This window comes from Stenotrophomonas maltophilia group sp. RY12688, from assembly GCF_052149045.1.
Classification (GTDB): Bacteria; Pseudomonadota; Gammaproteobacteria; order Xanthomonadales; family Xanthomonadaceae; genus Stenotrophomonas; species Stenotrophomonas sepilia.
The window spans coordinates 1,641,633-1,657,086 of record NZ_CP197389.1; the positions used below are offsets into that span (position 1 = coordinate 1,641,633).

17 protein-coding genes and 1 tRNA gene are annotated in these 15,454 nt (G+C 67.2%); 9 read left to right on the forward strand and 9 right to left on the reverse strand.

Annotated features, from left to right (window positions below):
* Positions 1–20: 20 nt before the first annotated feature.
* From ACS0OT_RS07780 to ACS0OT_RS07800, 5 genes are all read right to left on the reverse strand, one after another.
* Complete coding sequence (locus ACS0OT_RS07780; protein WP_005409047.1) at positions 21–689, reverse strand: YoaK family protein; 669 nt, start codon at positions 687–689, stop codon at positions 21–23.
* Positions 690–701: 12 nt separating this feature from the next.
* Entirely contained in the window at positions 702–1,208 is a 507-nt protein-coding gene (locus ACS0OT_RS07785) for a hypothetical protein (protein WP_139726965.1), read from the reverse strand.
* Entirely contained in the window at positions 1,205–2,605 is a 1,401-nt protein-coding gene (locus ACS0OT_RS07790) for a PhoH family protein (RefSeq protein WP_005416112.1), read from the reverse strand. Before ACS0OT_RS07790 ends, ACS0OT_RS07785 begins: the two co-directional genes overlap by 4 nt.
* 84 nt (positions 2,606–2,689) lie before the next feature.
* Positions 2,690–3,169, reverse strand: a complete 480-nt coding sequence (locus ACS0OT_RS07795) for a peroxiredoxin (RefSeq protein WP_005416113.1) — start codon at positions 3,167–3,169, stop codon at positions 2,690–2,692.
* A 79-nt stretch (positions 3,170–3,248) separates the two neighbouring features.
* Positions 3,249–3,809 carry a glycine cleavage system protein R gene (locus tag ACS0OT_RS07800; RefSeq protein WP_005409051.1) on the reverse strand — a complete coding sequence of 187 codons (561 nt, stop codon included), beginning with the start codon at positions 3,807–3,809 and terminating at the stop codon, positions 3,249–3,251.
* Positions 3,810–3,973: 164 nt separating this feature from the next.
* Here ACS0OT_RS07800 and dapA point away from each other — a divergent pair, with 164 nt between their 5' ends.
* On the forward strand, positions 3,974–4,867 hold the full coding sequence (gene dapA / locus ACS0OT_RS07805) for a 4-hydroxy-tetrahydrodipicolinate synthase (RefSeq protein ID WP_442256172.1): 894 nt from the start codon (positions 3,974–3,976) through the stop codon (positions 4,865–4,867).
* 32 nt (positions 4,868–4,899) lie between these two features.
* Positions 4,900–5,415 carry a hypothetical protein gene (locus tag ACS0OT_RS07810; RefSeq protein ID WP_005416115.1) on the forward strand — a complete coding sequence of 172 codons (516 nt, stop codon included), beginning with the start codon at positions 4,900–4,902 and terminating at the stop codon, positions 5,413–5,415.
* A gap of 198 nt (positions 5,416–5,613) precedes the next feature.
* Here the strand turns inward: ACS0OT_RS07810 and fdxA are convergent, their stop codons facing one another.
* The gene (gene fdxA / locus ACS0OT_RS07815) at positions 5,614–5,937 is read right to left on the reverse strand and encodes a ferredoxin FdxA (RefSeq protein ID WP_005409054.1); all 324 of its coding nucleotides are present in this window, start codon (positions 5,935–5,937) and stop codon (positions 5,614–5,616) included.
* Between the two features lie 194 nt (positions 5,938–6,131).
* Between fdxA and ACS0OT_RS07820 the strand changes: the two genes are divergently transcribed.
* Positions 6,132–7,556 (forward strand): sugar porter family MFS transporter, encoded by a 1,425-nt coding sequence (locus ACS0OT_RS07820; protein WP_065179408.1) that lies wholly within the window; start codon positions 6,132–6,134, stop codon positions 7,554–7,556.
* A gap of 256 nt (positions 7,557–7,812) precedes the next feature.
* On the opposite strand, the gene ACS0OT_RS07825 is transcribed toward ACS0OT_RS07820, so the two are convergent.
* A tRNA-Glu gene (locus ACS0OT_RS07825) sits at positions 7,813–7,887 on the reverse strand.
* A 52-nt stretch (positions 7,888–7,939) separates the two neighbouring features.
* On the opposite strand from ACS0OT_RS07825, the gene pcnB reads away from it, so the two are divergent.
* From pcnB to pgi, 6 genes are all read left to right on the forward strand, one after another.
* Positions 7,940–9,313, forward strand: a complete 1,374-nt coding sequence (gene pcnB / locus ACS0OT_RS07830) for a polynucleotide adenylyltransferase PcnB (protein ID WP_069138026.1) — start codon at positions 7,940–7,942, stop codon at positions 9,311–9,313.
* Positions 9,314–9,316: 3 nt separating this feature from the next.
* On the forward strand, positions 9,317–9,802 hold the full coding sequence (gene folK / locus ACS0OT_RS07835) for a 2-amino-4-hydroxy-6-hydroxymethyldihydropteridine diphosphokinase (protein ID WP_005416118.1): 486 nt from the start codon (positions 9,317–9,319) through the stop codon (positions 9,800–9,802).
* Between the two features lie 34 nt (positions 9,803–9,836).
* Positions 9,837–10,652 (forward strand): 3-methyl-2-oxobutanoate hydroxymethyltransferase, encoded by an 816-nt coding sequence (gene panB, locus ACS0OT_RS07840; RefSeq protein WP_049439732.1) that lies wholly within the window; start codon positions 9,837–9,839, stop codon positions 10,650–10,652.
* Complete coding sequence (panC, locus tag ACS0OT_RS07845) at positions 10,649–11,488, forward strand: pantoate--beta-alanine ligase (RefSeq protein WP_139726967.1); 840 nt, start codon at positions 10,649–10,651, stop codon at positions 11,486–11,488. The genes panB and panC overlap by 4 nt, the downstream gene beginning before the upstream one ends.
* 161 nt (positions 11,489–11,649) lie before the next feature.
* Complete coding sequence (gene panD / locus ACS0OT_RS07850; RefSeq protein WP_006432456.1) at positions 11,650–12,030, forward strand: aspartate 1-decarboxylase; 381 nt, start codon at positions 11,650–11,652, stop codon at positions 12,028–12,030.
* Positions 12,027–13,541, forward strand: coding sequence for a glucose-6-phosphate isomerase (pgi, locus tag ACS0OT_RS07855; RefSeq protein WP_139726968.1), 1,515 nt, complete (start codon positions 12,027–12,029; stop codon positions 13,539–13,541). The genes panD and pgi overlap by 4 nt, the downstream gene beginning before the upstream one ends.
* 87 nt (positions 13,542–13,628) lie before the next feature.
* Here the strand turns inward: pgi and ACS0OT_RS07860 are convergent, their stop codons facing one another.
* Both ACS0OT_RS07860 and ACS0OT_RS07865 read right to left on the reverse strand, forming a co-directional pair.
* Positions 13,629–14,192, reverse strand: a complete 564-nt coding sequence (locus ACS0OT_RS07860) for a response regulator transcription factor (protein WP_005409063.1) — start codon at positions 14,190–14,192, stop codon at positions 13,629–13,631.
* A complete protein-coding gene (locus tag ACS0OT_RS07865; protein WP_005416121.1) occupies positions 14,189–15,415 on the reverse strand; it encodes an ATP-binding protein in 1,227 nt (408 codons plus the stop codon). The genes ACS0OT_RS07860 and ACS0OT_RS07865 overlap by 4 nt, the downstream gene beginning before the upstream one ends.
* Positions 15,416–15,454: the final 39 nt, after the last annotated feature.

Consider the following 15,454-nt stretch of genomic DNA (forward strand, 5'->3'; position numbering starts at 1 on the left):
CATGCGTGGATGTCCTTGATTCAATACCGCCAACGCGCCCATTGCTGGTACAGCACATAACCCAGCCCGGTCAGGCCAGTCAGCAGGGCGGGGGCGAGCAGGGCGTCGTACTGCCAGCGCATGAACAGCCAGGCGCCGAGGACGCCGCCGGCGAGGAAGCCGCTGATGATCAGGCCGCTGAGGGTCAGCCGCCGTACCTGCAGCGGCAGCCCACGCAGCAGGTGGCCGAGGCCGATGCCGAGGTCGGTGAACATGCCGCTGAGGTGGGTGGTGCGCACCACTGCGCCACTGAAGGTGGTGGCCATCGCGTTCTGCAGGCCGCAGGCCATGGCGGCGGCCAGCGCGCCCCAGATCTGGTGTTGTTCAAAGAGCGGAATGGCCACCAGCAGCAGCGCCGATTCCAGCGCCAGTGCCACGCCATAGCGCCGGCCCAGCTGCAGGGCGCTGTCCTGGATCAGCAGGCCGCTGAGCATCGCGCCCAGCGAGAACGCGATCAGCAGCCCCCACAGGTGCCCGACGGCGCGCCAATCCCCCTGCGCCAGCGCCATGCCCAACTGGCTGGTGCTGCCGGTCATGTGGCTGACCGCCTGATGCTCGAACCCGAGGAAGCCGACCACGTTGACCATGCCGGCCACGCACGAGAGTGCGACCGCGCCGATCCAGACCCAGGTGGGCAGGCGTATTCCCATCGGCGAGGCCCCTCAGGGCCCGCCGAAGCCGCCGTTGAACTGCAGCTCGCTGAAGGTGTTGCTGGCCGGGTCGAACACGGCGCCCCAGAACTGTGCGCCGCCATCGCAGACGCGGATCGCTTCACGGGCCGGATTGACGCCGCTGTCGTCAGGCAGGTGGAAGGCGTTGATGTAGATCAGCCGCTTGCCGGCGCTTTCGATGCCGACGTACTGGCGGTCGAAGTCCAGCACCTTCGGGACCTGCGCTTCCAGCGACGACAGCTTCGCCTCCAGCTGGTCGACCTGCTGCCGGCTGGGCGCCCAGTAACCCGACACCCGCCCGGCCTCGCGGCCGGGGCTGGGGCGCGAGCAGGTGTCGAGCACCTGCGCGGCGATGATCGGGCGGGTGACCACCCAGGACTGGCCGGTGCGCTCGGCGGTGGGCACGCTGGCCGGGCCGCGCGTGGTCGTACAGGCACCGAGCACGGCGGCGAGGGTGATCGCAGCCTTGGGCAGCAACAGGCGCGTGCAGCGGTTCACAACACCTCCGAAGCGTAATCGGCCAGGCGCGAACGCTCGCCACGGCGCAGGGTGATGTGCGCACTATGCGGCCAGTTCTTGAAGCGGTCCACCGCGTAGGTCAGGCCCGAAGTGGTCTCGGTCAGGTACGGGGTGTCGATCTGCTCGACGTTGCCCAGGCAGACGATCTTGGTGCCGGGGCCAGCGCGGGTGATCAGCGTCTTCATCTGCTTGGGGGTGAGGTTCTGCGCCTCGTCCAGGATCAGGTAGCGTGACAGGAAGGTGCGGCCGCGCATGAAGTTCATCGAGCGGATCTTGATGCGGCTGGCCAGCAGGTCGTTGGTGGCCTGGCGGCCCCAGGTGCCGCCTTCCTGGTTGTGCGTGAGCACTTCCAGGTTGTCGGTCAACGCGCCCATCCACGGCGTCATCTTCTCTTCCTCGGTACCGGGCAGGAAGCCGATGTCCTCGCCCACGCTGACCGTGGCGCGGGTCATGATGATCTCGCGGTAGCGCTGCTGGTCCATCGTCTGCGCCAGGCCGGCGGCCAGTGCCAGCAGGGTCTTGCCGGTGCCGGCGGTGCCCAGCAGCGTGACAAAGTCGATCTCCGGGTCCATCAGTGCGTTGAGGGCGAAGTTCTGCTCGCGGTTGCGTGCGCTGATGCCCCACACGGCGTGGCTGCCGTGGCGGAAATCATCGACCAGCGACAGCACCACCTTGCCATCGCCGACGACGCGGCTGACGCGCAGCTCGACTTCATCCTCGCCTGGCAGGTAGACGTACTGGTTCGGATACCACTCCTCGCCGTCCTGTGCCTGGATTTCGTAATGCGAGCGGCCCTTGTCGCTCCAGCTGCGCAGGTCGTCGCCGTGGCGTTTCCAGAAGTCTTCCGGCAGCTCGGTGGCGCCGGTGTAGAGCAGGCTGAAATCGTCCAGCGCGCGGTCGTTCTCGTAGTCCTCGGACACGATACCGGCGATGGCGGCCTTGATCCGCAGGTTGATGTCCTTGGAGACGAACACCACCGGCAGGTCGGGGGTTTCTTCCTTCAGGGCCAGGATCGCGCCGAGGATGGCGTTGTCCGGGATCACCTTGCCGAAGCTCTTGCCAGCATCGAAATGACTGGTCTGGAAGCGCAGCTTGCCGGCGCTCTGCTTGCCGCGCAGCTGCAGGCCATTGGGCCGCTGCAGCGGAATGCCGTCGGCCAGGTTGTCCAGCCCGGAGGCCTGCACCAGCTCGTTGAGGAAGCGGCTCACCTGGCGGGCGTTGCGGCTCGCCTCGGAGGTGCCCTTCTTGCCGTTGTCCAGCTCTTCGATCACCTGCATGGGCAGGTAGACGTCGTGCTCCTCGAATTTGAACAGCGCGGTGGGATCGTGCATCAGCACGTTGGTATCCAGCACGTAGATGCGCTTGCCTCGGGTCATCGTCGATTCCTGGTTACGGACAGGGAAAAACCACCACGGCCTGCTGCGGGGCAGGGTGATGGCAGACACAGTAGGCAGTGGGACTCACTTGGACTGGGAGGCCTTCAGTTCGGCGAGAACGGCATCGGCATGGCCGGCAACCTTGACCTTGCGCCAGGACTGCACGATGCGGCTGTCGGGGGAAATCAGGAAGGTACTGCGTTCGATGCCACGTACCTGCTTGCCGTACATGTTCTTCATCCTGATCACGTCGAAGGCGGTGCACAGCGCTTCGTCGCCATCGCTGACCAGCGGGAAGTTGAAGCCCTGCTTGGCACAGAAGTTGTCGTGCGACTTCACCGAGTCGCGCGAGACGCCCAGCACGACGGCGCCGGCTTTCCTGAACTTCGGCAGCAGGGCATTGAAGTCGATGCCTTCGGTGGTGCAGCCCGGGGTGCTGTCTTTGGGATAGAAGTACAGCACCAGCCATTGGCCGGCATAGTCGCCGAGGGTGGCCTGGTCGCCGCCGGACAGGGCCAGCGGCAGGGAGAGGGTGGTGCTGTCCAGGGTGTCGCCGTTGTTCATGAGGTCCTTCTGTCGAGCCTGGGTTCTTGCCATTACAGCTACATGAAACGCCACGCGCCCGTGAGAGACGCGCGAAGAATCAGAACTTCATCGGATCCATGATCGCGTCCAGGTTCAGGTGGTCGCAGAACTCGAGGAAATCGTCGCGCAGCGCGGCGATGTGCATGTTGGCCGGCACGCCGATGGTGACCTGTGCGCTGAACATTTCCGCGCCGGTCTGCATGGCGCGGTAGCGCGTGCTCTGCAGGTTCTCGATGGTGATGCCCTGGCGGTCGAAGAAGTCGGCCAGCTGGAACAGGATGCCCGGCTTGTCGGCGGCGATCACTTCGACGATGTACGGCAGCAGGTTGGACTGCGCCTGCTTGGCGGCGGTGCGGTACCAGACCAGCTTTAGGCCTTCCTCGCGCTCCAGCCGGGTCAGCATCGCCTCAAGCTTGGCCACCGAGTCCCAGGAGCCGGTGGCCAGGGCGGTGACCGAGACATCGCGGCCGACCGTGGCCAGGCGTGCATCCACCAGATTGCAGCCGCTGTCGGCGATGCGGCGGGTGACGGACAGCAGGGGGGACTCCGGATGCGTCGTATAGGCGTTGATCAGGAGGTGGTTTTCGCTCGGCGCGGGGCGCGGGGTGGTGTCGGTCAAGGCGATTCCGGGTAATGCATGCGTTAGTCTGAATGCCCGCCAGAGGCGGGGATCCACCGGTGTCCAGCATACTTGCCCGTGCTTTCGCGCCGCAAGTAACATTCAAGTCGCCCCCGGCCTTTCGTGGCGGGCGTTTTCCCTTCCCAGCCAAGAGCAGCACGTCCTTGTCCCTTTCCGGCCTCATCACCGCGCTGGCGACCCCGTTCCGGGCCGACGGCGCCCTCGATCCCGACGGTTGGCAGCGCCTGCTGCACCTGCAACTGGAAGGTGGCGTCCATGGCGTTGTCGTAGCCGGCTCTACCGGCGAAGCGGCAACGCTCACCGACGCCGAGTACGACCTGCTGCTGGCCAGCGCGGTCGAGCGCATCGGCGGCCGCATTCCGGTCCTGGCCGGTACCGGCCTTTCGGGCACTGCCAAGACCATCGAACAGACCCGTCGTGCCGCCGCCCTCGGCGCCAGCCACGCGCTGGTGGTCACGCCGCCGTACGTGCGCCCCACCCAGGCCGGTCTGATCGCGCACTACCGTGCGGTGGCCGACCAGGGCGGGCTGCCGGTCGTGCTGTACAACGTGCCCGGCCGTACCGGTTGCGACATGCAGCCTGAGACCGTGGCCGAGCTGGCCAGCCACCCCAACATCGTCGGCATCAAGGAGGCGGTGGGTGACACCGGCCGGGTGCAGGCGCTGCTCGCCCTGCGCAGCCCACAGTTCGCCGTGCTCAGCGGTGACGACGGTACGGCCGCGCGTTCGATCCAGGCCGGTATCGACGGCCTGATCTCAGTGGGTTCCAACGTGCTTCCCGGTGCCTACCGCCGGATGTGCGAGCTGGCCGCCGCACGCGACCACGAAGCCACCGCGTCGTGGGATGCGCGCCTGCATCCCTTCCATGATTTCTGCGGCGTCGAACCGAACCCGATCCCGGTCAAGGCGCTGCTGCGCCGCATCGGCATCGGTCACGACCTGCGCCTGCCACTGCTGCCGTTGTCGGCAGCGCATCATCCGGCTGCCGACCATCTTGCCGGCGACATCGCCGCCCTCGAAGCCCTTTCCAGCCACTGACCTTCCGTCTTGGTCTGACCCAGGAGATTCACATGCGTCAATCCGTTTCCACCGTCCGCGTGCTGTCCTATGCCCTGCTTGCCGTGGCGGTCGCTGCCGGCACCACCGGCTGCTTCAAGCGCGGCGCCAAGGGCGACTACGCCCTGGCCCCGGAAATGCGTCCGCTGGAAGTGCCGCCGGACCTGAACCTGCCCAATGCCACCACCGACAACAAGGTGCCGACGTTGGCCTCGGCCACCAAGCCGGCGGCGCCGGTTGCTGCGGCTCCGGCAGCCGGCAGCACCGGTTTCACCATTGCCGGTGGCAAGGATGAAGCCTTCGCCAAGGTCGGTACCGCACTGGAAGGCGTGGAGGGCGTGACCATCGCCAGCCGCGCGCAGTTGCTGGGTTCGTACGACGTGGCCTACGAGGGCAGCAACTTCCTGGTCCGCGTAGTGGCCGTCGACGCCGGCGCCTACATCTCCGCGGTTGACCCGCGTGGCCTGCCGGCCACCGCCGAAGCGCCGGTGAAGCTGATCGCCGCGCTGAAGGCGAAGCTCGCCCAGTAAGGGCTGGTCGGATGGCTGCGGGCCTTGGTCCGCCCCCGCTCTGGTAGCGGCCGACCTTGGTCGGCGCTTTTGTGCCAACCAGGGTTGGCACCTACCAGGTTGCGCGGTTGGCACCTGCCGGAGCGCACGGTTGGGGTCTGCCGAAGAACAGAAAAGGGCGCCCATGGGCGCCCTTTTCGTTACCGCCGTGGGCGCTTCTCAGCGCTCCAGCAGCTTCAGCTTGTCCGGCTTGCCATCCCATTCGCCGGCGTCGGCGGGCGGGTCCTTGCGCACGGTCAGCACCGGCCATTCCTTCGCCAGCTCGGCGTTGAGGGCAACGAAGCCTTCCTGTCCGGCAGGAACATCGTCCTCCGGGAAGATCGCATTGACCGGGCACTCCGGCTCGCAAAGGGTGCAGTCGATGCACTCATCCGGGTCGATCACCAGGAAGTTCGGGCCTTCGTGGAAGCAATCCACGGGGCACACTTCCACGCAATCGGTGTGTTTGCACTTGATGCAGTTTTCGGTGACGACAAAGGGCATGGGCTTGGGGGTGGATCGATTCCTGAACCTGCCAATTCTAGAACAGGTTGGCCCCCGGTGTCGGCGCGGGGCGGAGAACGGGCGTCTGGCAGGCGCGACCGTGGGAGTCATTGGCGGCACGGCGGGGGCTGTGCGACGCTGCGGGGCACTCGGTCGCCCACCGTGGCCGGACTCCCTTCCCAGCAGGATCGTCCATGTCCCAAACCCAGCCCAGCACCGCGCCCCATGGCGGTGAGAACACTGCATTCATCGTCCTGATCAGCTGCGTGGCCACCCTTGGTGGATTCCTGTTCGGTTTCGACAGTGGTGTCATCAATGGCACGGTCGATGGCCTCCGCCAGGCCTTCAACTCCAGTGAGGCCGCGCTCGGTTTCGAAGTCGCCTCGATGCTGCTGGGCTGCGCGATCGGCGCCTTCCTGGCCGGGTGGCTGGGTGATCGCCTGGGACGCCGCGGTGTCCTGATCGTGTCAGCGCTGATGTTCCTTGTCTCGGCGCTCGGTGCCGGCGCGGCCCACGCGTCCTGGCTGTTCATCGCTGCCCGCGTGCTGGGCGGTTTCGCGGTGGGCGCGGCCAGCGTGATGTCACCGGCCTACATCGCCGAAGTCGCCTCGGCGCGTTACCGCGGCCGGCTGGCCACGGTGCAGCAGATGGCGATCATCTGCGGCTTGTTTGCGGCCTTCCTCAGCAATTACCTGCTGGCGCGTGCCGCCGGCGCCTCGACCGAGCCCCTGTGGCTGGGCCATGAGGCCTGGCGCTGGATGTTCTGGATGCAGGTGCTGCCCTCGGGGCTGTTCCTCCTGTTGTTGCTGGTGATCCCGGAAAGCCCCCGTTTCCTGGTGTTGAAGGGGCGCCAGGGGCAGGCGAGGGCGGTGCTGGCGCGGCTGTACGGCGAGGCCGCGGCCACGGCCAAGCAGGCCGAGATCGAGGCGAGCCTGGCCCAGGACCAGCACAAGCCGCGCTTCGGCGACCTGCGCAACAAGGCCACCGGCAAGCTGCGCCCGATCCTCTGGGTGGGTATCGGCCTGGCCATGTTCCAGCAGCTGGTCGGCATCAACGTGGTGTTCTACTACGGCGCGGTGCTGTGGCAGGCGGTGGGTTTCTCGGAAAGCGACGCGCTGCTGATCAACGTGTTGTCCGGCGCGCTGAGCATCGGTGCCTGCCTGCTGACGGTACTGCTGATCGACCGCATCGGGCGCAGGCCGCTGCTGTGGATCGGTTCGGTCGGCATGTCGGTGGCGCTGGTGCTGATGGTGGTGGCGTTTGCCAGTGGCAGCCTGGCCGACGGTCGCCTGCAGTTGTCCGACGGCATGGGGCGGCTGGCGCTGGTGGCAGCCAACGTCTACGTGGTGTTCTTCAACATGTCTTGGGGCCCGGTGATGTGGGTGATGCTGGGCGAGATGTTCCCCAACCAGATCCGCGGCCCGGCGCTGGCGGTGGCGGGTGCGGCGCAATGGACCTCGAACTTCGCGATCACCGTGACGTTCCCGATGCTGCTGGCCGGCATCGGCCTGGCCGGCGCCTATGGCATCTACGCCGTCGCGGCGATCCTCTCGATCGTCTTCGTGGTCCGCCACGTGCGCGAGACCAAGGGCAAGGAGCTGGAGCAGATGGAAGGCTGACGGCTGGCCTGTGTTTCTGCGCCTCCTTTCTTCGTGGGGAGGCGGCAGGCCAGCCGATCCAGGACACGCCGTGAACCCATCCATGGGGGCTCGATGGCGCCATGGATGGCGCCAACGGTCCTGGATCGGCTGGCCCGCCCCCTCAACGCAGGAAAAGGGAGGCGCTACTGCGACCAAACCGATCGATGCCAATGCAAATCCCGGAAAACAGAAAAGCCCGCACAAGGCGGGCTTTTTCGGTTCCTGCTGCGGCGACTGGCGCTCCCTAGGGGACTCGAACCCCTGTTTTAGCCTTGAGAGGGCCACGTCCTAACCACTAGACGAAGGGAGCGTAACTGTGTCGCTGCCGAGGCAGGAGCGCTAGTATATGCACCTCGATGCCATTGGGCAATCCCGAAACTTCAACCGGAAGCGCCAACATCATTTCCCCTGCTACATCACCGTTCAGCCTGCGCGTCATCCCGCGCGACCAGCACACGATCTCCCGCAAGGACATCAGCCCGAACGCCCTGCGCGTGCTTTATCGCCTGCGCGATGCCGGCTTCGGCGCCTACCTTGTCGGCGGCGCGGTGCGCGACCTGCTGGTCAATGGCCAACCCAAGGATTTCGACGTGGCCACCGATGCCACGCCCGAACAGGTCAAGCAGCTGTTCCGCAACTGCCGCCTGATCGGTCGTCGGTTCCGCCTCGCCCACGTTGTGTTCGGCCGCGAAATCATCGAAGTCGCCACCTTCCGTGCCAACAGCGATGACGGCAGCGGCGACCGCGAGATGGAAAACGGCATGCTCGTGCGCGACAACGTGTACGGCACCATCGAAGACGACGCGGTCCGCCGAGACTTCACCTGCAACGCCCTGTACTACGCCATCGAGGACTTCTCGGTGCGCGACTACACCGGCGGCTTCGAAGACGTCCAGGCGCGCCTGATGAAACTGATCGGCGATCCCGAGCAGCGTTATCGGGAAGACCCGGTGCGCATGCTGCGTGCGGTGCGCCTGGCGGCCAAGCTCGGCTTCCAGATCGAAGAGGGTACCGCCGCGCCCATCCCGCACCTGGCCGGCCTGCTCAACGAAGCCGCGCCGGCGCGCCTGTTCGAGGAAGTGCTCAAGCTGTTCCTGTCCGGGCACGGCGTGGCCAGCTTCGAAGGCCTTGAGCGTTACGGCCTGCTCGACGTGCTGTTCCCGGAGAGCGCCAGGGCGCTGAAGTCCAACCGCACCGGCGCGCTGCGCCGCATGCTGGTCGAGGGCCTGGCCAACACCGATGCTCGCGTGGCCAACGACGAGCCGGTCTCGCCGGCGTTCCTGTTCGCATTGCTGCTGTGGCCGGCGTTCTGCCGCGCACAGGCGACCCTGCTCAAGCAGGGAGTGGCACCGGAAGAGGCGCAGCGCCGCGCCGCCGACCGGGTCACCGTGCAGCAGCTCAGCACCATCGCGCTGCCGCGCCGCTTCTCGCTGCCGATGCAGGAGATCTGGCTGCTGCAGTCGCGCTTCAGCTCGCGCCAGCGCAAGCGCGTATTCCGTACCCTGACCCACCCGCGCTTCCGCGCCGCGTTCGATTTCCTCAGCCTGCGCCAGGTCGCTTCGTCCGAGCATGCAGTGGATGTCGAGTTCTGGCGCGAAGTACAGGCGCAGTCCGGTCGCGAGCTGGAGTCGTCGCTGGATGCGATGCACAGTGAAGACGGCGATGACGAGAGCGGGGCACCGCGCAAGCGCCGCCGTCGCCGTCGACGTCCCGGTGCTGCTGCGGCGGGCGAGTAAGCGATGACCCTCGCCTGGATCGGCCTCGGCGCCAACCTTGGCGACGCGGCCGCGACCGTGGGCGCGGCGATTGCCGCGCTGGACGGCCTGCCGGGAACGCGCCTGCGACAGGCCTCGCGGCTCTATGCAACCCCGGCCTGGGGCAATGAAGATCAGCCGCCGTTCGTCAATGCCGTGGCTGCGGTCGAAACCACCTTGGCGGCCGATGAGTTGCTGCAGGCCATGCTGGCGCTGGAGCGGGGCTTTGGCCGCGTGCGCGATCCGGCGGTGCACTGGGGGCCGCGCGCGCTGGACCTGGACCTGCTGCTGTATGGCACGCAGGTGATCGACCTGCCCGGCCTGCAGGTACCTCATCCCTACCTGCACGAGCGTGCCTTCGTGTTGGTGCCACTGGCCGAAATCGCGCCTGATCTGGCCATTCCCGGTCATGGCAGCGTGCGGGATGCAGTGGTGCGGGTGGATGCCTGCGGGATTGCGCCGATAGGGTGATAATGACCGGGTTATCTCCCCCGGTTATCAGCACATGAGCACCCACGCAGACAGCAAGCCCTGGACCGTTCCCGCCCTGGCCGAGGCCAAGCGCAATGGCCAGAAGCTGGTCATGTTGACCGCCTACGACGCCGGCTTCGCCCGCACCTTCGATGCCAACGGCGTCGATCTGATCCTGATCGGCGATTCGCTGGGCATGGTCGTGCAGGGTCATGATTCGACCCTGCCGGTGACCGTGGCCGACATGGTCTACCACACCCGCGCCGTGGCCCGCGTGCTGCAGCGTGCGCTGCTGGTGGCCGACCTGCCGTTCGGTGCCGATGCCACCCCGGAACGCGCGCTGGATGCCTCGCTGCAGCTGCTGCAGGCCGGTGCCGAGATGGTCAAGATCGAAGGTGCCGGCTTCAAGGTCGACATCATCCGCTACCTGGTCGAGCGCGAGATTCCGGTCTGCGCGCACCTGGGCCTGACCCCGCAATCGGTGCTGCGCCTGGGCGGCTTCAAGATCCAGGGCCGCGGCGATGCTGCGCGCCAGCTGGTGGAGGATGCCAAGGCCGTGGCCGCCGCAGGCGCCAGCATCATGGTGCTTGAATGCGTGCCGACCCCCGTCGCCGCCGAAGTGACCGCTGCGGTGGATGTGCCGACCATCGGTATCGGTGCTGGCCCGCAGTGCGATGGCCAGGTGCTGGTGCTGCACGATTTCCTCGGCCTGGACAGTGGTCATCGCCGTCCCAAGTTCGTCAAGGATTTCCTTGCCGAAGGCGGCTCGGTGGCCGGTGCCACCCGCGCATTTGCCGACGCCGTGCGCGACGGCAGCTTCCCCGACGAACAGCACGCGTACGCCCAATGATCCAGACCTTCAACGAGCTCGGCGCACTGCGCGAGCAGATCGCCCAGTGGAAGCGCGAGGGGCTGCGCGTGGCGCTGGTGCCGACCATGGGCAACCTGCATGGGGGCCACCATTCGCTGGTGACCCTGGCCCGCCAGTACGCCGACAAGGTGGTGGCGAGCATCTTCGTCAACCCGACCCAGTTCGGCCCCAACGAGGATTTCAGCCGCTACCCGCGCACGCCCGAGGCCGACGTGGCCGGGCTGGAACAGGTCGGCTGCGATGCCGTGTGGCTGCCCAGCGTGGAGGCGATGTATCCGCTGGGCGTGGACAGGACCACGCGCATGCACGCGCCGGGTGTCAGTGAAGTGCTGGAAGGTGCCAGCCGCCCGGGCCACTTCGATGGCGTGTGCACGGTGGTGGCGCGCCTGTTCCTGCAGGTGCAGCCGGACGTGGCCGTGTTCGGCCGCAAGGACTACCAGCAGCTTGCCGTGATCAAGCAGATGGTGGCCGAGCTGTCGTTCCCGATCCAGATCGTCGGTGCGGAGATCGTGCGCGACGAGGATGGCCTGGCCAAGAGCTCGCGCAACCAGTACCTGAGCGCCGAACAGCGTCCGGTCGCGACCACCATCCACCGGACCCTGCTGGGCATGCGCGAAGGCTACGTGGCCGGGCAGGCACGTGATCGCATCGAGGCCGAGGCCACTGCCGCATTGCAGGCGGCCGGTTTCCAGGTTGACTACGCGGTGCTGCGCACTCCGGAGCTGGCCGAGCCGACCTTCGACGGCGGCGGCCGGGTGGCGCTGATCGCCGCACGGCTGGGTACCACCCGGCTGATCGACAACCTGGAGTTCTGAACTCCGGCGGCGCCGCGCGATGCATGGGGTCAGATCCCTTTCCCAGGGGAAAAGGGATCCGCCTCCGGTTTCACCGCCTACCTGAACAGGTTGCCGGCCGTAATGCCCGGCGCTGTGCGGGTGCTAGAATCCGCTCTTTCCTTTGCCGTTGCAGCGCCCCCATGCACCTGTCCCTGCTCAAGACCAAGATCCACCGCGCCACCGTCACCCATTCCGAGCTGAACTACGAAGGCTCGATCGCCATTGATGACAACCTGCTGGCTGCCACTGGCATCCGCGAGTTCGAACAGGTGCACATCTGGGACGTGACCAACGGTGCGCGCTTCTCGACCTATGCCATCCGCGCCGAAGCCGGCAGCGGCGTTGTCTCGCTCAACGGTGGCGCCGCGCGCCACGTGCAGGTCGGTGACATCATCATCATCGCCGCGTTCGCCAGCATGACCGAGCAGGAAGCTGACAGCTTCAAGCCGAAGCTGGTGTACGTTGATGGCAACAACCAGATCACCCACACCAACGACACGATCCCGACCCAGGCCGCATGACAACGAACAACGGATTCGACTCGCTGCACTCCCACGCCCAGCGCCTGAAGGGCGCAAGCATTCCCAGCCTGCTCGCCACCGAACCCGGCCGCGTGCAGGACCTGGCGCTGCGGGTCGGTCCGTTGTACGTCAACTTCGCCCGTCAGAAATACGATGCCGCGGCGCTGCAGGCGTTGCTGGCGCTGGCTGCCGACCGTGATGTCGGTGGCGCCATCACCCGCCTGTTCCGCGGCGAGCAGGTCAATCTGACCGAAGGCCGCGCCGCGCTGCATACCGCGCTGCGTGGCGACGTGGTCGATGCGCCGGTGGCGGCCGAGGCCTATGCCACCGCGCGTGGCATCCGCCAGCGCATGGGCGTGCTGGTGCGCGCGCTGGAAGACAGCGGCGTGACCGATGTGGTCAGTGTCGGCATCGGGGGTTCCGACCTCGGCCCGCGCCTGGTCGCCGATGCGCTGCGCCCGGTCACCGGTGCGCGCCTGCGCGTGCATTTCGTGTCGAACGTGGACGGCGCCGCCATGCAGCGCACGCTGGCCACGTTGGATCCGGCGAAGACCGCCGGCATCCTGATCTCCAAGACCTTCGGCACGCAGGAAACGCTGCTCAACGGCCAGATCCTGCACGACTGGCTGGGTGGCAGCGAGCGCCTGTATGCGGTCAGCGCCAATCCGGAGCGCGCCGCCAAGGCCTTCGCGATCGCCGCCGATCGCGTGCTGCCGATGTGGGACTGGGTCGGTGGCCGTTATTCGCTGTGGTCGGCGGTCGGTTTCCCGATTGCGCTGGCAATCGGCTTCGAGCGCTTTGAACAGTTGCTGGAAGGCGCGGCGCAGATGGATGCGCATGCGCTGGATGCACCGCTGGAGCGCAACCTGCCGGTGCTGCACGGCCTCACCGACATCTGGAACCGCAACCTGCTGGGCCATGCCACACACGCGGTGATGACCTACGACCAGCGCCTGGCGCTGCTGCCGGCTTACCTTCAGCAGCTGGTGATGGAAAGCCTGGGCAAGCGCGTGCAGCGCGACGGCCAGCCGGTCACCGTCGACACCGTGCCGGTGTGGTGGGGTGGGGCGGGCACCGATGTGCAGCACAGCTTCTTCCAGGCGTTGCACCAGGGCACCAGCGTCGTTCCGGCCGACTTCATCGGCTGTGTGCACAACGATGATCCCTATACGATCAATCACCAGGCCTTGCTGGCCAACCTGCTGGCGCAGACCGAAGCGCTGGCCAATGGCCAGGGCAGCGAAGATCCGCACCGCGACTACCCGGGGGGCCGGCCGAGCACGCTGATCCTGCTCGACGCGCTGACCCCGCAGGCGCTGGGTGCACTGATCGCCATGTACGAGCACGCTGTGTACGTGCAGTCGGTGATCTGGAACATCAACGCCTTCGACCAGTTCGGTGTCGAACTGGGCAAGCAGCTGGCCAGTGGCCTGCTGCCGGCGCTGCAGGGCGAGGATGTGGCGGTTGCCGACCCGATGACCCGCGAGATCCTGGCGCAGCTGAAGGGCTGATGCCCGGGTAGTGCCGGCCGCTGGCCGGCATTCCGGTGACGTGCCCAGCGTTCATGAGGTTGCCGGCCAGCGGCCGGCACTACCGCGTCACCGGCTCGGATCGCGTTCCGGACTGGGCCGCTTGGCCAGCTTGCGCTGCAGTGAGCGCCGGTGCATGCCGAGCAGGCGTGCCGCCGCGGACACGTTGCCGCCGGTCTCGTGCATCGCCTGCTGGATGTGTTCCCACTGCAGGCGGCTGATCGGCGTCATCGCATCGGGCACTTCCATTTCGCCATCGTCGGCCGGGCCGTCGTCCTCTTCACCGAGGGCGCGCAGGATCATCGGCACCGTGGCCGGCTTCGGCAGGTAATCATCCGCGCCCAGCTTGATCGCCTCCACTGCGGTGGCGATGCTGGCATAGCCGGTCACCAGCAGGATGCGCATGTCCGCGCGCAGTGCGCGCAGCGGCTGGATCAGCGCCAGGCCGGAATCGCTGCCCAGCTTCAGGTCGATCAGCGCGAACGCCGGCGGATGCTGGCGGGCCAGTGCCAGGGCACTGGCGGCATCCTGTGCGGTCTGTGTTTCCAGGCCCTTGCGGGCCAGGCTGCGCTGCAGGGTGCGCAGGTACAGCTCGTCGTCGTCGACCAGCAGACCAAGGGTTGAGGCGCTCATGGGGTTTCCTCGCGTGGGGCCAGCGGCAGGCGGAAGCCGACGCGGCTGCCGGCCCCCTGGGCCGGGCGCATCCACATCTCGCCGTCGAGGCGTTCGATGGTGGCATGGGACAGGGCCAGGCCGACGCCCATGCCCTCGCTCTTGCTGCTGCCGAACAGCTTGCCCGGCAGCACGGCGGCACGGGCGTCGAAACCATGGCCGTAGTCGCGTACTTCGCCGATCAGGTCGTCGCCCTCGATGCGCAGGTCCAGGTCCACGCGCGGCCGGCCGGCCTTCTCGCCGGCATCGGCGGCATTGTTGAGCAGGACCATCAACAGATGGCCTACGCCCGGGTCGAGCGGCAGCCGCAGCGGCGCATCGTCATTGCGGTGCAGGTCGATGGTCGGCCGCACCAGGCGCCATTGTTCAAGTACCTGCTGGGCGCTGGAATGGCTGCGGCCCGGCGCGTCGGCCGAGGCTGGTGCGGCCAGCGCCAGCACACGTTCCCGGCACTGCACCAGCAGCTCGCGCAGGGTTTCCATGTCTTCGCGCACTTCAGGCTCTTCGCTGCGCTCGGCGACATCGTCGGCGAGCAGGGTCATGGTCGCCAGCGGTGTGTTCAGCTCATGCGCGACCGAGGCGGCATGGGTGGCCAGGGCGACGATGCCCTCGTTGCGGGCGAAGCGCTCACGCAGCGCCGACAGTTCCAGTTCGCGCTCCCGCAGGGCCAGTGCCAGGCGGGTGGAGAAGGCCAGCACCACTGTGGCGGAAATCAGGAAGTTTGCGACCACGCCCCAGCGATTGAGGTCCTGAGAGCGGAAGTAGCCGTCCGGCAGCGCCTGCCCGAAAATGCCGCTGGCGGCGTAGCCGAGCAGGCAGGCCAGCGCGACCGCCAGTGCCCAGCGCAGGGGCAGGGCGAAGGCGGCCAGCGCGATCAGGATCAGGAACAGTGAGCTGAACGGGTTGGCCATGCCGCCGCTCCAGCCCACCATCCAGGTCAGGATGATCACGTCCACCAGGATATGGCCGAATGCGGTCAGCGGCGCAGTGTCGGCCGCTTCCGGGCGCAGCTGGGTATAGACGTTGAACAGGGCCAGCACCGCCACGCCGGCCCACAACGGCAGCTGCGGCAACGGCAGGCCCAGCACCCAGGTCGCGACCAGGATGGTGGCGGCCTGGCCGCCTACGGCAAGCCAGCGCAGGCTGCACAGGGTACGGAGAAACGGGGCGTCGGGACCGGTCATTCACGCTCATCGTATGCGTTCATGCGTGTACATGCCTGC

Excerpts from the sequence above, each read along its gene's own strand:
- ACS0OT_RS07820 (WP_065179408.1), top strand. The coding sequence starts at position 6,132 with ATGTCCCAAACCCAGCCCAGCACCGCGCCCCATGGCGGTGAGAACACT.
- ACS0OT_RS07865 (WP_005416121.1), bottom strand. The coding sequence starts at position 15,415 with ATGACCGGTCCCGACGCCCCGTTTCTCCGTACCCTGTGCAGCCTGCGC.
- ACS0OT_RS07780 (WP_005409047.1), bottom strand. The coding sequence starts at position 689 with ATGGGAATACGCCTGCCCACCTGGGTCTGGATCGGCGCGGTCGCACTC.
- ACS0OT_RS07790 (WP_005416112.1), bottom strand. The coding sequence starts at position 2,605 with ATGACCCGAGGCAAGCGCATCTACGTGCTGGATACCAACGTGCTGATG.
- ACS0OT_RS07810 (WP_005416115.1), top strand. The coding sequence starts at position 4,900 with ATGCGTCAATCCGTTTCCACCGTCCGCGTGCTGTCCTATGCCCTGCTT.
- fdxA (WP_005409054.1), bottom strand. The coding sequence starts at position 5,937 with ATGCCCTTTGTCGTCACCGAAAACTGCATCAAGTGCAAACACACCGAT.
- ACS0OT_RS07795 (WP_005416113.1), bottom strand. The coding sequence starts at position 3,169 with ATGAACAACGGCGACACCCTGGACAGCACCACCCTCTCCCTGCCGCTG.
- ACS0OT_RS07860 (WP_005409063.1), bottom strand. The coding sequence starts at position 14,192 with ATGAGCGCCTCAACCCTTGGTCTGCTGGTCGACGACGACGAGCTGTAC.
- folK (WP_005416118.1), top strand. The coding sequence starts at position 9,317 with ATGACCCTCGCCTGGATCGGCCTCGGCGCCAACCTTGGCGACGCGGCC.
- panD (WP_006432456.1), top strand. The coding sequence starts at position 11,650 with ATGCACCTGTCCCTGCTCAAGACCAAGATCCACCGCGCCACCGTCACC.
- panB (WP_049439732.1), top strand. The coding sequence starts at position 9,837 with ATGAGCACCCACGCAGACAGCAAGCCCTGGACCGTTCCCGCCCTGGCC.
- pgi (WP_139726968.1), top strand. The coding sequence starts at position 12,027 with ATGACAACGAACAACGGATTCGACTCGCTGCACTCCCACGCCCAGCGC.
- panC (WP_139726967.1), top strand. The coding sequence starts at position 10,649 with ATGATCCAGACCTTCAACGAGCTCGGCGCACTGCGCGAGCAGATCGCC.